Here is a 16,534-nt window from a genome sequence, read left to right on the forward strand (position 1 = left end):
AGGTGAAAAGCGTGAAGAGTTTTGTGCGCAGGTTCCAACATTATATTACTGTTTTCTCTAAGTATATTTCTCCACCGTTACTTGCTGTACTTGTAATAGGTATCGTCACAAGTATTTTATTGTTTATTCCACCAGTCAATGGATTAGCGGATAATGGCAATTATTATCGCATTTTAAACGGCAGTGGTCTTTATATTCAAAATATTGAAGATCATTCTTATTTAAGTTATTTTCAAAAAGACTTTTCCATCATGCAATACTACAACCAATCCTCCAGTATATTTATCTCTTCTCAACAACTGTTTATTACACTGGCTATTTGGCTAAATAAACTTTTTTACAGTGCGCATCAGTTTGACATTCGATTTTTGGGTGCGGTTTATTTGTTGTTTTATTTACCTGGAATCTATTTACTGGTGCGAGGACTGAGTGCTGGTTTATCGAAAGGGCGGAGCTATTTAGTTTCTTTGTTTGTGATTTTTCTTTTAGGAGATACATCATATACGATTTATTTCAACTCATTTTATCCAGAAGCGACCTCCCTGATAGCATCTTTGTATATTTTTGCATCGGTCATTTATTTATATCGTACAAAAGATTTTGGCAAAAGAGGCTTGATTTGGCTTCTGTTGTTTATCAGTACAGTTATCTTGCTTGGTGTAACTAAACGGCAATTTTCTTTGATTTTTGGACTTTTGATCATGGGTTTTGGACTTTTCGCTTTTACTAAAAGTAAAGGGGCACGACTAGCATTAAGTGCTGTTTTAGTAACATTTGTTGGCTTTCTCATCATGGGCACTATTTTTGTCCCCTATTCGACGCGCGAGATCGATCTATATCACAGCTTAACTAGAGGTGTCATGCTTGAAACGACGAATCCTGACGCACGAATGCGTGAAGGTGGTATCAATCGTCAATATGGATTGGAAAAAGGGACGACTTATTTTGATGAATATAGTCCTGTATCTCCAAAATCAGAGCAAGTAAAAGAAAATTTCCTTGGAAAAGCTGGTACGATCTGGGTGATCATCAATTACATCAATCATCCAGATGAGTTCAATAAGCTATTGGATATAGCCGTACAAGATGTATATTTTGTTAAGCCATCCGAACTCGGCAATTATGAAAAATCAGTTGGAGGAGAGCCGGCACAACAAACACGGTTCTTTACTTTATACAATCGAATCAAAGCAGCCGGCTATCCAAAGTCTTTTGGTTTCTATATTCTTTTCAGTATTGTGTTGATCGGCATTTATGGGGTGGGCTTTTACAATGGATTTAGGGAAAGACGACCAGGTATGGTCGTACGATTCTTTTTGATTGCTGGATTTTTAGTGAATATGATCTTTATTTTTCTTTCATCTATAGTGATCAATGGGGATTCAGATTTAATCCGCTTATTGTTCCTCGTATCACTCTATTTCGATTTGATTTCGTTATTGCTTTGGTCAGATGTTGTAGGCAAGCGAATCTGGAATGATGAACCAGTGCAAAAGGAGGGGCTGGAATATGAAACTCAGATATAGTCTATTCTTCATTTTATGCTGCTTGTTTTTCATTCCACAGAAGGCTTTGGCGGAAGAACAACACATTTTACTTGTCTATGACAGTTTAAATATTGCTGAGAATAAACAAAATGATGTAGATTCTATCCAGCGTCTTTTAACAAGTTTTGGCGCAAGCGTCCAAACGGTTGAAGAAGATAAATATATAAGTGGGATGATGTTCGATCAAAAATTTGACGGAGTCATTACGATGATCAATTGGTCTGATAAAGAATTAAATGAACAGTTTATACAGGATAGAAGCCGATTTTCTGGGAAAAAGCTACATATCGGTTCGAAAGTCGCACCAGATGAGCAGCAGCTTTTTACAGGAAAATGGCGGGATTTAAGTCACCGTCAATTTACGCTGGAAGATGAGCGTGACCGTTATTCTCAAATTCTCAATTATCGAGAAAAGACAACCGTTTTAGAAGAGGCAGCTGGAGAAAAAATTGGTCGGTTAAGAGCTCAAGAAATCGATGATCAAGCAATCCCATTTGGTGTGCTGGAAAATGGTCACGGATTTTTGACTTTTTTTGATAAAAAAGGAGCAGTTTTTTTGAAAAGTGCAGAGTTGATGGGTTCTTGGTTAGGAGTAGAGCAGTCGTATAACCCTATTTTGACGATAGATGGTTTAAATCCAATGAAAGATATGGGTGTTGCTTCTGATTTTCAAAAAGCGTTATCAAAAGTGAGTATCCCTTATATTGTTTCCACTACAAGTGTGAACCGAAACAATACAACAAAACCATATAATGTGTTCACAGATGTGCTTCGCTCGTTTGAATCGGGATCTGGAATCATTTTTTTAGAGATGCCGGTCGTAAATAATGTCAATTTGAATGATAACCATGCTTTAGCCCAGCTTTTAGAGCAGCAGATCAGTCTTCTGATCGATCGAAGTGTATTTCCTGTTGGATTCTCAGCTCATGGCTATTGGAATCAGGATGCACAGTATCAAGCGGATGGGTTGAAAATCAGTAAGACGATCATTTTACGTGAGAATCCACCGATTGAAGATCAACATTATAGAGGTAAGACGAACAACTCAGATGTCTTTAATACGGCATTTTATAATTTTCCTTTTGAGTATCTTGCTGGAATTTCGTGGAAAAAAGATGGTGTGACAGCTGATTATCATTTTCCAATGCCAGTAACTATGAGTTTTTCGTTTCCAGATTCCAAAAGAGAAATAAAAAAAATCATCCAAGATATCTCTGACTCTCCATTACAGTTTTATAAAGTAGGTCAACACAGGTTTCAGTTTGACGTTCAAACGCAGACTCAGCATATCGAGTTTCTTAATAGTCGCAGGTATTTAAATGGAAAATTAGTCAACTCCTTAAAAAATATACCGAATACTGAAGTGACTGAAACAGTATTTAGAGGGCAATTTGCTCGATTTTTCAATGTGACGAACATTGTTTTGATCGTATTTGTATTGTCGACTTTAGCCATTTTAAGTATATTGTTCATCTTTGGACGAAGAAACTATCGATCAAAATATATTCAGAAAAAGAGGGGGAGCAAATGACAATAGCTGACGGAATCATGCTTGCGGCAACGATCATTATTTGGTCATTGCTGCTTGTAAATATTGTACTAGTTATTTTCGGTTATATTTACTATTTAAAAACAGATCATCTTGAACCTCCAAAACTAAAAAATGGGCAGATTCCTTTTGTATCAATCATGGTACCAGCGCATAATGAAGGGATCGTGATCGTACGTACAGTTGAGGCGTTATTAAATTTTAGTTACCCGGCTGACCGCTATGAAGTCATTGTGATCAATGATAACTCAAGTGATAACAGCGCTGAATTACTTGAGGCTCTCGGCAAAGAATTTCCCACACGAAATTTGAAAGTCATCAACACAGATGCAGTTACTGGAGGGAAAGGAAAGTCGAATGCCTTGAATATCGGCTTTAAAGAAGCAAAGGGAGAGGTTATCGCGATTTACGATGCAGATAATACACCCGAAGCACATGCGCTGACATACTTAGTCGCCGAACTGATGGATGGCAATGAATATGGCGCTGTTATCGGTAAGTTTAGGACACGTAATAAAGACACCAATCTCCTAACCCGATTTATCAATATCGAGACTCTCGCATTTCAATGGATGGCTCAGGCTGGAAGATTTGAATTGTTTAAACTGTGTACGATCCCTGGTACGAATTTTGTGGTTCGACGTTCGATCATAGAAGCGATCGGCGGCTGGGATGATAAAGCTTTAGCAGAGGATACAGAAATCAGCTTTCGAATTTATATGATGGGGTATAAGATCAAGTTTCAGCCGAAGGCAGTCACGTGGGAGCAGGAGCCGCAAACACTTTCGGTCTGGTTCCGCCAAAGAACACGCTGGGTCAAAGGAAATATTTATGTCATTGTTAAAAATGCGAAATTGATTTTTCATCCAAGTGCAAAACGGATTCGTTTTGATATCTTATACTTCTTATCGATTTACTTTCTTTTAATGACTTCTTTAGTTTTATCGGATATCATGCTTGTCTTGTCCGTTTCGGGCTATTTGAGTACAACTTTAGAAGGATTCAGTAATTCGTTATGGTTGTTAGCGGTATTACTCTTTATTTTTAGCACCTATGTCAGTATCTCCACAGAAAAAGGAGAAATGAAGCTGCAAAATGTCTTAGTGATCGCTTTGATGTATATCACTTATAGCCAAATGTGGCTGGTTGTTGCTGCATACGGTATGTTCATGTACATTAAGGAATCAGTATTTCATAAACAGACACAAACAAAATGGTATAAGACGGAACGATTTAAATAAGGAGAGTTTAATCATGAAAAAGATGCCTATCATTCTTATCAGTTTTTTAAGTCTAGTGTTCGTACTTGGGAGTCGGACAGTATTCGCAGAAACCTCAGAGCAAGAGAACCATACATTTACTCAGCCGTTTCAAAACCCAACAACATCACTTACAGGAACCTCTGTAAAAGCAACGATGTATTTCACAAAAATCGATTATTGGGATGTAAAAAAAGCAACATTGAACTTGAAATTTCAAATTACTCAACTTGAAAATTCTCAAGAGTCTGATTTGACCGTTGCAGTCAATGGTGTAAAGTTTTTCTCTTTCAGACCAAAAAATACAACGGAGATCCAAGAACAGGAAATTACGATTCCGCTTGATTTAGTTCAAGGAACGAATACGTTGACAGTAGAGGGACAAATCATCAATCATTCAGTTGAAGATTCATATACGTTGATTGAAACACCCGCGAACTGGCTGACGATTTATGAAGGATCGAATGTCAATTTTCAATATGATCTTATATTGCCGGAAGCAAGTATTCATTCGTTTTACAACCATTTTATAGGAGCAGACACGATCGCTAATGCACAAAGCGTGATCTTGGTACCAGAAGATGCTACTGAAAAAGAATTATCTGCTGCAACATACGCTTTGGCTGGAGTTTCAAGGATCATCACAACCAAAAGTGAACTACTGCAGCTTGATTCATTAAATGGACAGCACGACCAGCCTTATCAGCTGATCATAGGACTTTATGACAAAATACCTAAAGAGTATCGTCAGCAAATCGATGCAAAAAATTTAGAGAACGAAGCGGTTTTAAAACGTTTTGAATCTAACGGAAAGCATATTTTAGTTGCCACTTCAAAAGATGAAGCACTGCTGATCAGAGCTGGCCGATATATCGGCAATGAAGAATTGATGACACAAACAGAAAAAACTGAAAAAAGAGTCACGAAAGAGACGTTGACTTTTACTTCATCTTTAGAGTTTGACGGTACATATCCGTTAACTTCTACTGGTGATAAACTGAGTGGTGTGAATCATCAGGAACAAGTTTACTTCGTCAATTTGCCTGTCGATCAAAATAATGCAAATGGCAGCTCGGTTCATTTGAATTTTAAATATGCAGATAATTTAGACTTTGATAACTCATTAGTGACGGTCTCAGTCAATGATCGTCCAATTGGAAGTCAGCGGTTAAGTGCAGCCAAAGCCAACGGGGATGAATTTTTAGTAGAGTTTCCGAATGATCTAGGAATCACTGACAGCTTTGTTTTAAAAGTTAGCTTTGATTTAGTCGTTGAAAATCCGGAAAATATCCGAAGCAACCAAACTCCATGGGCTTATATCGAGAATACCTCTAACGCATTTATTAAAACGCAAGAGCTTGATACGATGCTTTTTACAAACTATCCTAATATGTTTGTCAAAAGTCAGTCGTTTGCAGATTTAGGTGTGGTGCTTCCTGAGAAACTTAATAAGGATTATTTCAAAGCATTGACAAACATATTCAATTTGATTGGAAACTACACTCAAAGTAATGTCGGAGAAATCACTTATTATAAAACAAAACCGAAAGAATCAGCGCTATCGACACATAATCTAATTGTTTTAGGGACACCAAATGATAATGCGTTGATCAAATCGTTGAACAATGACTTGTTTTTCGCTTACGATAAGTCATTCGCTACATTCGTTTCGAATGAGAAACTAAGTATTGAGGAAGACTATGGAAAAAGTATCGGAACAGCACAACTGCTCTTTTCACCTTTTGAAAGCAAAGCGGCCATGTTGATTTTGACAGGAACGACTCCTGAGAATGTTTTTCTGGCTTCGACCCAAATCGCCACTGAAAAAAATACCTCGACATATAAAGGCGATGCACTGGTTGTCGATAATAATTACAAACGCTATGACTACCGCTTTAAAAAAGAAGTAAGTCAATCTCAACAAGAAAACTTAGGTCAAAGGCTCATCAATAATCAAAAATTAGGTATTTACCTAGTTGTCTTCTTACTTGTGGTCATGATCGTTGGATTGTCCGCATTCTTTATTTTGAAAAAAGACACTAAAGGGGGAAATGACGATGAAACTGAATAAACGCTATGCGAGTACGATCATGGATTTGTCCCTTTTGTTTTTTATCAGTCTAGTCTCCATCACCGTCATTTTTGTCGGTTTGGGAAATAACGGCTTTTTCATTGACTTGATCAGTTTATTGATCACATTGATTCTTGTGATCATTACTTATTTTACAGGTATTGTGTCAGGCCTGATTTTTACCTTGATTTTTGTTTTCGTTCAGTTGGGCTATGTTTCTTATCAATATGTGTTTATGAAACAGTTTACTTATGCTTCGCTATTTTGGTTGATCATTCCTCCATTATATTGCCTGAGTATTTTTTTGATCACCTATCAAGTTCGTTTATTGGAAAAAGAGAACGAGCGATTGAAAAAGAACAATGTACAATACAACGCACTGGATGCTGAGACACACTTGAGAACCTTAACGCTATACGAAAGTGATTTCCCGATGTTTGTCACTATGTCTGAACGCTTTCAGACAGACTTGTACACTGTGGTGGTTCGTATTCGCTATTGGGACAGTCTCAAAAAATTGATGACAGAAGAACAGACTAAAGAGTTATTGAAAATGATCACGCGGGTCTTTCAAGAAAGCTCCGATCAAAGCAATAGCTTATATATGGTCAATCAAGTAACCCCAACGTGGAGCTCTTATACGTTTTCAACCCCTGAATCATTGCGTGAATTTCGGGAACTTTTGAAAGAACGCTTCTTAGAAGAACTTGAAAAAACAACTAACCTGAATAATTTGACGATCGATTTACTTGTTTCTCAAGCAAAATATGATCCTGAAGAAATGACAAAGGCATCAGATTTTCTTTCTGAAGCTCTGAATGGACTTCAATATGATGTCTAGTTATAATAAAGTGTATAGATTGGAGGAAATTATATGAAAAAACTCGCAATCACTTTAGTAACGATTTTTGCAGCAATCTCTTTAGCCGCGTGCAGCGGGAATAAGAAGACAGGCGAATCAGGAAGTGAAGATACGACAATGAGCAGTCAAAAAAATCAAAGTACAAATACAAGCTCTAATGTTAAAGAGGATCAGGAATCAATTTTTACGGCAGTTTTAGTGGAAGATGCCGTGCAAAATGAAACGGTTGACCAGTCGATCCGTCTTTTCTTAAATGACGTAAAAGCAGTTGAGGACCCAGAGGAAATCATCGGCACAATGAAAAATGATGGTGTCATTTTGAATGTCACAAAGGAACAGCTAGCAGATGGCCTTACAGAAGATCAATTAAAAGCTGGCGATAGTGTTAAATTTACACTAAGTGGGTTACCCGTAATGACGATGTCGATTCCACCGCAAATCGCGGGAAATGCAGTTGTTAAAGTTGAAAAAATTTAAATAAGTTTAAAAGATCAGGCACAAGGTTCGTGCTTGATCTTTTTGTTTGCCTGCATATCTGTTGCTAAAATCAGTGATTGAGTTATCATAAAAAGTGAGAGAAATCGATCGTTTTCCAATTGATTTTGTTTGACCTTTACTGACTAATTGAGTATAATTGATTCATAAGGTCAAAATTGATCAGTCATTTTAACCTTAAAAAATAGTCCAAAAGAAGTACTGCTTTTTTGCTCAAGAAACGGTACTATTTATATAGATTATTTAAAGCAAACAATCTTTTTAAAAGTTGAAGATCAAATAGATCAGTATTTTATTTTTCTGTCAGAGTGAAACGAGCCTGATCAGCTTTTAAATTTAGGAGGGAATTCTATGAACATCGAAAAAATGACTACTACGTTACAAGAGGCGATCGCTGAAGCACAGCAAATTGCAGTTACGCGTCGTCATCAGGAAATCGATATTGCCCATTTATGGAAAGTTTTTTTACAACCGAATCATTTTGGTCGTAATTTTTATACGGATGCAGGTGTTGATGTCGAAGCTTTTGAACGAGAGGTAGATAAAGCTTTAGATGAGTACCCAATCGTTCAAGGTGGGAATATTCAGTATGGTCAAAGCATGAGTCAAAATTTGTTTAACCTATTGAACGAAGCAGATAAATTAAGAGAATCTTTTCAAGATGAGTTTTTGGCAACGGAAATCGTAGTATTAGCGTTGATGAAACTTAAAAATTACCGATTAACAAAATATTTAATAAACCAAGGTATTTCAGAAAAAGAATTACGTAAAAATATTGAAGACATTAGAGGGGGCGATCGTGTGACTTCTAAAAATCAAGAAGAGCAATACAAAGCATTAGAAAAATATGGTGTGGATTTAGTCCAACAAGTGAAAAGCGGCAAACAAGATCCAATTATTGGACGAGATGAGGAAATCCGCGATGTGATTCGAATTTTATCGCGAAAAACAAAAAATAATCCGGTATTGATCGGTGAGCCAGGTGTTGGTAAAACAGCGATCATTGAAGGTTTAGCTCAACGGATCGTTCGTAAAGATGTGCCTGAAAACTTAAAAGATAAGACGATTTTCTCTTTGGATATGGGTGCATTGATCGCGGGTGCAAAATTCCGTGGAGAATTTGAAGAGCGCTTGAAAGCTGTTTTAAAAGAAGTGAAGAAAAGTGATGGACGAATCATCTTGTTCATTGATGAGATCCACAATATTGTTGGTGCAGGTAAAACAGAGGGAAGCATGGATGCAGGAAATCTATTGAAGCCAATGTTAGCTCGTGGCGAACTGCACTTGATCGGTGCAACCACATTAGATGAGTACCGTCAATATATGGAGAAGGATAAAGCCTTAGAACGTCGTTTCCAAAAAGTATTGGTGAAAGAACCAACTGTCGAAGATACGATCAGTATTTTACGTGGACTAAAAGAACGTTTTGAGATCCATCATAGTGTGAATATTCATGATAATGCCTTAGTCGCAGCGGCTACTTTATCAGACCGCTATATCACGGACCGCTTTTTACCAGATAAAGCAATCGATTTAGTCGACGAAGCAAGTGCAACGATTCGTGTGGAAATGAATTCGATGCCGACTGAGTTAGATCAGGTCACTCGTCGTTTGATGCAGTTAGAAATTGAAGAAGCTGCATTGAAAAAAGAATCTGATGATGCAAGTAAAAAACGACTAAGTGCCTTACAAGAAGAACTCGCTGATTTGCGTGAAGAAGCAAATGCAATGAAAATGCAGTGGGAAACAGAAAAAGAAGAGGTCAATGCAGTCAGCAACAAGCGTGCTGAAATCGACAAAGCTAAACATGAATTAGAAGACGCCGAAAACAATTACGATCTTGAACGTGCTGCGGTGTTGCGTCATGGAACTATTCCACAGTTAGAAGAAGAATTAAAAAATCTAGAAGCTAAGAATGCCAAAGATAATGTCAAAATGGTTCAAGAAGCAGTGACAGAAAATGAAATTGCTTTGGTTGTTGGCCGTTTGACAGGGATCCCTGTAACGAAGTTAGTTGAGGGCGAACGAGAAAAATTGATGAAATTGAACGAAACATTACACAAACGTGTCATAGGACAAGATGAGGCAGTCGATGCAGTCAGTGATGCGGTGATACGTTCAAGAGCAGGATTGCAAGATCCAAATCGCCCATTAGGTTCCTTCTTATTCTTAGGACCAACCGGTGTAGGGAAAACAGAACTTGCTAAAGCTTTAGCAGAAGATTTATTTGATTCTGAAGATCATATGGTACGGATCGATATGAGTGAATATATGGAAAAACATAGTGTGTCTCGTTTAGTCGGTGCGCCTCCAGGCTATGTTGGCTATGAAGAAGGCGGCCAATTGACTGAAGCCGTTCGCCGGAATCCGTACACGATCGTTTTATTAGATGAAATCGAAAAAGCTCATCCTGACGTATTTAACATTTTGCTTCAAGTCTTAGATGACGGACGTTTGACAGATTCTAAAGGCCGTGTCGTTGATTTTAAAAATACAGTCTTGATCATGACCAGCAATATTGGTTCTCAATTACTGCTTGAGGGTGTGACACCTGAAGGAACGATTCCTGAAGAGGTAGAAGAACAGGTGATGACGATTTTACGTGGAAACTTTAAACCTGAATTCTTAAATAGAATCGATGATACGATTTTATTCACTCCTCTAAGCTTGGATAATGTCAAAGGAATCATTGAAAAAATGACAGAGCAGCTTTCTAAGCGTTTAGAGCATCAAGAGATCGAATTAGTGATTTCTGATGAGGCGAAAACTTGGATCGCTGAAAGTGGTTATGATCCAGCATATGGTGCTCGTCCTTTGAAACGATTCATTACAAAAGAACTAGAAACACCACTAGCCAAAGAAATCGTTTCTGGTAGAGTATTACCAAAAACAAAAGTAACGATCAGTCTATTAAACAATCAATTAGTCTTTGAAAATGAAGTATTTGAAGAGTAGATAGTGTGAGTTGAAGGGATAGAAAGAACGTTGCATGATTATAGCAAGTGGTATCTTCACCAGTTGAATTTAGAATGCAGGAGAAAGTAAAATGCTACTTTTTTCCTGCATTTTTTCTGGTCAATGAAGTGTTTTGACTGTTTGAATACAAAATGATTGCGAAAAATCATTTTTACTATAAAATAATGAAGAGTAGAAGATTGGAGTGGATATTTTGGAGAAAATGAAAGAGCGTGTCGTTATGCTTGGCGATGCAATCATAGCAATTATTATTACGATCATGGTCTTAGATCTGCCGATAAAATTAAATCAATCTGGGAATATAGAATTAGAGCTATTATTTCGTTCTGTAGGCATTTATTTTATTAGTTTTTGTTTTGTAGGCAATTTTTGGTATCAAACTGCACAAGTTTTTAATCTCGTTAATAAGATCAAGAATAAAGATTTTGTTGTTTACATGATCCTGATGTTTTTTCTTTCCCTTGTGCCAGCATTCACTAGATTGTTGATCGAAGATACGAATCGGGAGATCGTCCTCATGTATGGACTGTTGACTTTTATCGTTACTATCTTTTTGCAAATCTTACTTAATTCGCTGGAGCAACAGATCAATGAGGAAAAGAAAGTGAAAGATGGGGTCCAACGAAAGATCAGATTCAAACATAGAGGAACTTTTATTTTTAGAATTTTTCTTTTAGTGTTAGCTTATTTTTATCCTAAACTAGGACTTGTTGTGTATCTTGGTTTACCAATTTTTGGCTTTTTACAAAACATCGTCACACATGAGGAAGATATTTATGTCGATCAAATGAATGACGAACAAAGAAAATATTATTTTCAGTCGCAAAGTCAGCCTTGGGATAATGGCTTTCAAAAATATGCTGCTTTATTGCGTTCTTCTATGAATAATGCCCAAGGTGCGCAAAAAGATCCAGAATGGTGGCATCAGTTCAATCATCAGTGGCAGTCAGAAGTAGATCGTAAAATTACAGAAATAGATCAAGAACTAGCGAAAACAGATGATCCGTCACAAAAACAATACTTAAATCATAAAAAAGAAAAACTGGAAAATCAGAGAAAGCAAATTGATGATTATGCAAGAATGATCTCAGACAAACACCAAAGACCACGAGAGTCAAAAGAGGGATGATATGGAAAAAAAGAGCAGACGTTTGGATGAACAGCTATGTTTTTCCTTACAAACAGTAAATAAGCAATTTAATCGAATGTATGCAAAAGCACTCAAACCATTTCATTTGACCTATCCGCAGTATCTAGTTTTACTTGTTTTATGGGAGCACTCTGATCAACGGATCACTGACCTAGGAGAAAAACTGGCACTGGATACAGGAACGTTGACGCCGATGCTGAAAAGAATGGAAGCAAGTGGATACATTCATCGCAATCGTTTAGCTAAAGATGAACGGATCGTGATTATTTCTCTTTCTGAAAAGGCAGTCGAATTAGAGCAGGAAATCTACGAAAAAGTAGAGAGCTGTTTGACACAGTTGAATGTTGAAGAAAATGACTATTTTTCTTTGATCAAACAACTCAATGAGCTAAGTGGACAAATTGCACAGATCGATCATAAAATATGATAAATGAGGGACTGGAACTTTTATGTGCCACTCCCTTTTAATTTTGAATACACGATGGAAACAAAAGGAAAGCTGTTGAAAATCGAGTAAACTATTTGAAGCAAAATAATGTACTTCCCTAAAAATATTGTGTACAATATAATTGTATGAAAGGTAAATAAAACATCTATGATTTGGAGGAAGAGAATATGAAAAAAATTTATTCAACAACAATTATCAATACGGGTGGAAGAGAAGGTGAAGTATACTCGCCTGATAAATCATTCAGCTACGAAGTAACATCACCCGGTCCGCATAAAGAAAATAAGACCAATCCTGAGCAACTATTTGCTGCAGCCTATAGCTCTTGTTTCAACAGTGCTTTAGAACTTGTGATGGGACAAAAGAACATCCACTCTAAGAGTACAGTAAAAGCAACTGTTTCTTTGTTTAGTGATGAAGAGACTGGCTTCCAAGTTGGTGTTGTCTTATCTGTCAAAATCGATGATGTAGATCATGCGACAGCCGTTGAATTAGTCAATACAGCACATCAAGTATGCCCATATTCAAAAGCAACAAAAGGGAACATTTCTGTAGAGTTAGAAGTAGAATAATTAGTTCACACAAATAAAAGAGAGCTTGAAACAAAACTAGTTTTTAGTTTTGTTTCAAGCTCTCTTTTTCTATAAGTTCAATAGAAGTAATGTAGCCGCCGCAGCGCCATCATCTTTACTATCATATGAGCCGATCATCTCACTTGATAAGAATCCCGTCTTTTTATTAATGCCGCCGCGTCATAAAACTCCACTCTTTCACTTGAAAGGATTCCTGTTTTCTTGTAAATCGATGTCACAATAATAACTCCTTTTTTTAGCGTGAAGCATTATTTTGTTTTTCTAAACGCATATGCTTTAAAATAATCAGGATCATTACGTTTGATAAAACTATAAAAAGTTAAAAGCAATGCACCAATTGTATTGGTCAATAAGTCACCCATTGTATCCATCAATGCAGCACGACCGATGTATGGTTGCCCAGCTTCAGTCATATACCGCTGCAAATTCATATTCCCGATAGAATCACATAAAAACTCCCAAAATTCCCAAAAAACACCACACAAACCAGCAAAAGCAAAGCCCATTACAATAAAAAGCCAAGGACTGATCTTGGAAAAATCAGCTTCTCTCAAGCAATAGCCGATAATCGCATAACCAACAGCTACCAATAAGATAGGGCTGACTGCATGTAGAATTTTATCCCAGAATGGCACGATGATGATCAATCGTAACCCTGTACCAAGGAACACAGCGATCCAAAGAAAAAACCAATAGTAAAGCCGAACCATTTTTGGGAAAATCAACCCAGTGAATCGTGTAAAAATAAAAGGAACAAAAATCACTGCGATCCCTGCAATCATTTCAACAGTCAATAGTAGGTATTGTTCTTTAGGCTGAACGACAAAACTTTTGACGATATTTACCAGTAAAGTAATGAAGCCAAATGCGAGTAAAAAATAGAACAACCGCTTTTCTTGTTGATCTTCAAATTCTATTTTCATAAAAAAACCTCCCGATTTATATGTGCTCTATTTTTTCAGATGTTCTTCGATCAAGGATAGAAACGTCTGCTCATCAGTTGCCACTGTTCCATTCAATTTTAATAAACCTACTGTGTAGAGATTCAAGTAGTGAAATTGATTTTCAGCGGTGTCACTTAAAGCATCTAATTTTTTTTGATTATCTGCCCCTTGCTGCCGTGTATCTGTATATAATCCAACCATTGGAATATTTTTGGCATAGGCTACACCAATTTCAGAAGCGACACCAGGATCGATGACAGCGCCATCTAGAACTGCAACCAACAAATCACTTTCAAGGACTCGTTCGGTATCAGCGAGAGCAATCATTTTGCTGTCAGCGTAAGCAGTTTTATCATTGATTGCACCGTTCTCCTGAGGCAGATAGACCTCTATTTTATCATCTAGAGCACGGATGTTCTTGACCAAATAGTCATTATAAAGTAAGTCTGCTTTAGCAAACATGGGACCAGCAAAGTAAATTTTCATCTTATAAGTTCCTCCAATAATTGTTTATAGCTACTCGTTAAAAAAGTGACTCAAAAATAATCGCTAAAATAAGCTTCCTGATCAGGAATGATCCGTTCTAATGAATGCAATGTTTCTTTATCAGTGATCAGACGCTCGATTCTGTGAAGATAGGTTGGTCTGCGATAATTCATCAAAAGACAAGTCAATGTTTGAATATCGATCGTTACAGGCTGTCCTAAGGGTTCATCGGAAATAGTGACTTGATCTTCTTCATCCCACATCAAACTGAAAATGCCATTGTTCCATTCAGCCACCGGATCACTGACTACGAAGTGAAACGGCTTTGCAGTACTTGAATAAGGATAAGCTTGAAGCATTTCTTTGACATCAACGATTCGCGCCATGTAGTAAGGTTCGATCGTCTCTTTGATTTGACTATCCTCAAGTAAAAAAGCGAGGGGCTCATTTTTATAAATATCGCCAGTAGCCCAATAGATCATTGAAAAATGAGCGGAGATAAAGTTCCATAAGCCATTTCTGGCTTCCTGATTGATATAAAACATTTCTTTGATGTGAAATACTTCTTCAGCGACCCAATAAAACAAGACACCTAAAGGCTCCTGATTTGCGCCATAATACACGGCGGCTGTTCGTTCCTCTTCATTTTCAAAGCGCCAGTATTCTTCCCAGTTGAATTCACTGCGAATCAATGCTCCGTGATTTTGACGGGCAAACTTTGCATAAACCGAAAAAACATCCTCATGATCTACATTGACCCGCTCTACCATTCCAGGAACAGCCACTTGTTTGGGCAGCTGTGTGTCACGTATTTTAAATGACAGCTTGTCAGACATGATTTCCCAGCCTTTTCTACGATAGTAAGGAATATTATATGGATAAAGATAGGAGATCCATTGTTTATCCTGCCGCATGTTTTTAAGGGCTAGATGGATCAGATCCTGCATCAATCCATGATTAGCGTACTCAGGATAGGTACCGACACCAGTGACTCCGCCCATTTTGAACAAGGTACCATGGATGTTGACTTCACAGGGATAAATAGCGATTTGAGAAATCAACTTATCTTCGTGAAACCAGCCAAAAACTTTTGATTGTTCCAAAATTGGCTGTTTGGATTTAATCAATTCTTTTTTACTTTCATAACCGCTTTCTTCTAAATCTGCTTCCGTAAATTGGAAAACATAGCTCAATAGCTCATTGAACTGATCAACATATTTTTCATCAACAACTTTTAACTCTAAATTTTCTCTGAACTCTTTTTGGTCCATTTTTCCATCTCCAATTAATTTTCTATCCTCAGTATATCAAAAAAAATGGAATATACAGAGTATTTGCTTATTAAAAAAGAATTAAGAGGCAATCGATTGGCTTAAAAGTATGTTACTCTTTGATGAGAGGAGATGATGTAATGAAAAAGAAGCTTTATTTATTACGGCATGGTGAAACGGAATTCAATAAAAAAGGGATCTATCAGGGGATTTTAGATTCTCCATTGACGGAAGCGGGCGTACAGCAAGTTCAGGCCAATGCTTTTTTACTTAAACGAAAGTTGGCAGATGTTCAAGACCAACAGATTCTTTTTCTATCAAGTCCGTTGGGAAGAGCTATTCAAAGTTCAAAGCTAATACAGCAAATATTAGATCGCAAAGAATTGACTATAATGACTGACGAGCGTTTGAAGGAAGTTGATATCGGTGAGTGGAATGGGAAAAATAGAGAACAGATTCAAGCACAACAGCCAGAGCTTGAGTCAAATACTTTTAATTGGTACTTTAAAGGACCAAATGGCGAAACTCTCTCTGATGTAGAAAGTCGTTGTAATGAATGGTTAGCTGATTTGGAAAATGCTGAGGAAGAACATGTGATCATCATGGCTCATGGACTTCTTGGGAGAGTACTGCGAGGCTGTTTCTCAAAGCTGAAAGAAGAAGAGTTGTTAAGTTTAGAAGTGCAGCAAAGAGGCTTTTTTTTATTGGAAAACCAACAGTCCATCTACGTGACAGACCATTTTGACGAATACGAGTAGATTGATTCTAGTATAAGTCGTTTGATTCATGGGAAAGTTCTTTAATTCTAGGTGAAACCTTGTTATAATGGTAAGTGCTGATTGAAAATGATCGGAGCTAAGAGTCATTGCTGAAGGTATTGAAA

14 protein-coding genes are annotated in these 16,534 nt (G+C 37.2%); 11 read left to right on the forward strand and 3 right to left on the reverse strand.

What is annotated here, in order from left to right; genetic code table 11:
* Positions 1-11 precede the first annotated feature (11 nt).
* The 10 genes from A5889_RS00480 to A5889_RS00525 all read left to right on the forward strand — a co-directional run bounded on the left by A5889_RS00480 (position 12) and on the right by A5889_RS00525 (position 12,929).
* Positions 12-1,526 (forward strand): hypothetical protein, encoded by a 1,515-nt coding sequence (locus A5889_RS00480; protein ID WP_087639924.1) that lies wholly within the window; start codon positions 12-14, stop codon positions 1,524-1,526.
* Positions 1,510-3,078, forward strand: coding sequence for a hypothetical protein (locus A5889_RS00485; RefSeq protein ID WP_242585295.1), 1,569 nt, complete (start codon positions 1,510-1,512; stop codon positions 3,076-3,078). The genes A5889_RS00480 and A5889_RS00485 overlap by 17 nt, the downstream gene beginning before the upstream one ends.
* On the forward strand, positions 3,075-4,337 hold the full coding sequence (locus A5889_RS00490; RefSeq protein WP_087639925.1) for a glycosyltransferase: 1,263 nt from the start codon (positions 3,075-3,077) through the stop codon (positions 4,335-4,337). Before A5889_RS00485 ends, A5889_RS00490 begins: the two co-directional genes overlap by 4 nt.
* Before the next feature lie 13 nt (positions 4,338-4,350).
* Complete coding sequence (locus A5889_RS00495) at positions 4,351-6,426, forward strand: cellulose biosynthesis cyclic di-GMP-binding regulatory protein BcsB (protein WP_087639926.1); 2,076 nt, start codon at positions 4,351-4,353, stop codon at positions 6,424-6,426.
* Positions 6,413-7,267, forward strand: coding sequence for a diguanylate cyclase (locus A5889_RS00500; protein ID WP_087639927.1), 855 nt, complete (start codon positions 6,413-6,415; stop codon positions 7,265-7,267). Before A5889_RS00495 ends, A5889_RS00500 begins: the two co-directional genes overlap by 14 nt.
* A gap of 33 nt (positions 7,268-7,300) precedes the next feature.
* On the forward strand, positions 7,301-7,765 hold the full coding sequence (locus A5889_RS00505; protein WP_087639928.1) for a hypothetical protein: 465 nt from the start codon (positions 7,301-7,303) through the stop codon (positions 7,763-7,765).
* Positions 7,766-8,134: 369 nt separating this feature from the next.
* Positions 8,135-10,738: an ATP-dependent chaperone ClpB gene (gene clpB / locus A5889_RS00510; protein WP_087639929.1), complete on the forward strand. Its 2,604-nt coding sequence runs from the start codon at positions 8,135-8,137 to the stop codon at positions 10,736-10,738.
* A 223-nt stretch (positions 10,739-10,961) separates the two neighbouring features.
* On the forward strand, positions 10,962-11,888 hold the full coding sequence (locus tag A5889_RS00515) for a TMEM175 family protein (RefSeq protein ID WP_242585346.1): 927 nt from the start codon (positions 10,962-10,964) through the stop codon (positions 11,886-11,888).
* Between the two features lies 1 nt (position 11,889).
* Positions 11,890-12,336 carry a MarR family winged helix-turn-helix transcriptional regulator gene (locus A5889_RS00520; RefSeq protein WP_087639931.1) on the forward strand — a complete coding sequence of 149 codons (447 nt, stop codon included), beginning with the start codon at positions 11,890-11,892 and terminating at the stop codon, positions 12,334-12,336.
* Positions 12,337-12,524: 188 nt separating this feature from the next.
* Entirely contained in the window at positions 12,525-12,929 is a 405-nt protein-coding gene (locus A5889_RS00525; protein WP_087639932.1) for an organic hydroperoxide resistance protein, read from the forward strand.
* 269 nt (positions 12,930-13,198) lie between these two features.
* Here A5889_RS00525 and A5889_RS00530 read toward each other — a convergent pair whose 3' ends face one another.
* The 3 genes from A5889_RS00530 to A5889_RS00540 are packed head-to-tail and all read right to left on the reverse strand — an operon-like array spanning position 13,199 to position 15,651.
* Positions 13,199-13,873 carry a hypothetical protein gene (locus A5889_RS00530; RefSeq protein WP_087639933.1) on the reverse strand — a complete coding sequence of 225 codons (675 nt, stop codon included), beginning with the start codon at positions 13,871-13,873 and terminating at the stop codon, positions 13,199-13,201.
* A 27-nt stretch (positions 13,874-13,900) separates the two neighbouring features.
* Positions 13,901-14,380, reverse strand: a complete 480-nt coding sequence (locus tag A5889_RS00535) for a nucleoside 2-deoxyribosyltransferase (protein ID WP_087639934.1) — start codon at positions 14,378-14,380, stop codon at positions 13,901-13,903.
* Between the two features lie 50 nt (positions 14,381-14,430).
* A complete protein-coding gene (locus A5889_RS00540) occupies positions 14,431-15,651 on the reverse strand; it encodes a GNAT family N-acetyltransferase (protein WP_087639935.1) in 1,221 nt (406 codons plus the stop codon).
* A 140-nt stretch (positions 15,652-15,791) separates the two neighbouring features.
* Here A5889_RS00540 and A5889_RS00545 point away from each other — a divergent pair, with 140 nt between their 5' ends.
* Positions 15,792-16,409, forward strand: a complete 618-nt coding sequence (locus A5889_RS00545) for a histidine phosphatase family protein (protein ID WP_176372769.1) — start codon at positions 15,792-15,794, stop codon at positions 16,407-16,409.
* The last annotated feature ends 125 nt before the right edge of the window (positions 16,410-16,534 follow it).

Source organism: Enterococcus sp. 9D6_DIV0238, assembly GCF_002174455.2.
GTDB lineage: Bacteria > Bacillota > Bacilli > Lactobacillales > Enterococcaceae > Enterococcus_L > Enterococcus_L dunnyi.

Excerpts from the sequence above, each read along its gene's own strand:
- A5889_RS00535 (WP_087639934.1), bottom strand. The coding sequence starts at position 14,380 with ATGAAAATTTACTTTGCTGGTCCCATGTTTGCTAAAGCAGACTTACTT.
- A5889_RS00500 (WP_087639927.1), top strand. The coding sequence starts at position 6,413 with ATGAAACTGAATAAACGCTATGCGAGTACGATCATGGATTTGTCCCTT.
- A5889_RS00545 (WP_176372769.1), top strand. The coding sequence starts at position 15,792 with ATGAAAAAGAAGCTTTATTTATTACGGCATGGTGAAACGGAATTCAAT.
- A5889_RS00525 (WP_087639932.1), top strand. The coding sequence starts at position 12,525 with ATGAAAAAAATTTATTCAACAACAATTATCAATACGGGTGGAAGAGAA.
- A5889_RS00540 (WP_087639935.1), bottom strand. The coding sequence starts at position 15,651 with ATGGACCAAAAAGAGTTCAGAGAAAATTTAGAGTTAAAAGTTGTTGAT.
- A5889_RS00485 (WP_242585295.1), top strand. The coding sequence starts at position 1,510 with ATGAAACTCAGATATAGTCTATTCTTCATTTTATGCTGCTTGTTTTTC.
- A5889_RS00495 (WP_087639926.1), top strand. The coding sequence starts at position 4,351 with ATGAAAAAGATGCCTATCATTCTTATCAGTTTTTTAAGTCTAGTGTTC.
- clpB (WP_087639929.1), top strand. The coding sequence starts at position 8,135 with ATGAACATCGAAAAAATGACTACTACGTTACAAGAGGCGATCGCTGAA.
- A5889_RS00515 (WP_242585346.1), top strand. The coding sequence starts at position 10,962 with ATGAAAGAGCGTGTCGTTATGCTTGGCGATGCAATCATAGCAATTATT.
- A5889_RS00490 (WP_087639925.1), top strand. The coding sequence starts at position 3,075 with ATGACAATAGCTGACGGAATCATGCTTGCGGCAACGATCATTATTTGG.
- A5889_RS00520 (WP_087639931.1), top strand. The coding sequence starts at position 11,890 with ATGGAAAAAAAGAGCAGACGTTTGGATGAACAGCTATGTTTTTCCTTA.
- A5889_RS00530 (WP_087639933.1), bottom strand. The coding sequence starts at position 13,873 with ATGAAAATAGAATTTGAAGATCAACAAGAAAAGCGGTTGTTCTATTTT.
- A5889_RS00505 (WP_087639928.1), top strand. The coding sequence starts at position 7,301 with ATGAAAAAACTCGCAATCACTTTAGTAACGATTTTTGCAGCAATCTCT.